1 pseudogene is annotated in these 217 nt (G+C 77.4%); it reads left to right on the plus strand.

What is annotated here, in order from left to right:
* Nucleotides 1-217, plus strand: a pseudogene (locus tag VR44_RS24890) (glycosyl hydrolase); the annotation flags it as partial.

A 217-nucleotide genomic window follows, 5' to 3' on the forward strand; every position in this document is an offset into this window, starting at 1 on the left:
GGCCTGGGCCGAGGACCCGGACCGCCCGGTGTGGCTCCAGGAGGTCGGGGCGCCGGCGCCGCTGGTCCCGCCCGAGCACGCGGCGGAGTTCGCGGAGGCCACGCTGGCCGCCGCGCTGGACTGCCCGGGCCTGTGGGGGGTCACCTGGTGGTGCTCGCACGACGTGTCCCGGGAACTGGCGGACTTCCCCGAGCTGGAGTACGGGCTGGGCCTGCTC

This window comes from Streptomyces katrae, from assembly GCF_000966975.1.
GTDB classification, from domain to species: domain Bacteria; phylum Actinomycetota; class Actinomycetes; order Streptomycetales; family Streptomycetaceae; genus Streptomyces; species Streptomyces katrae.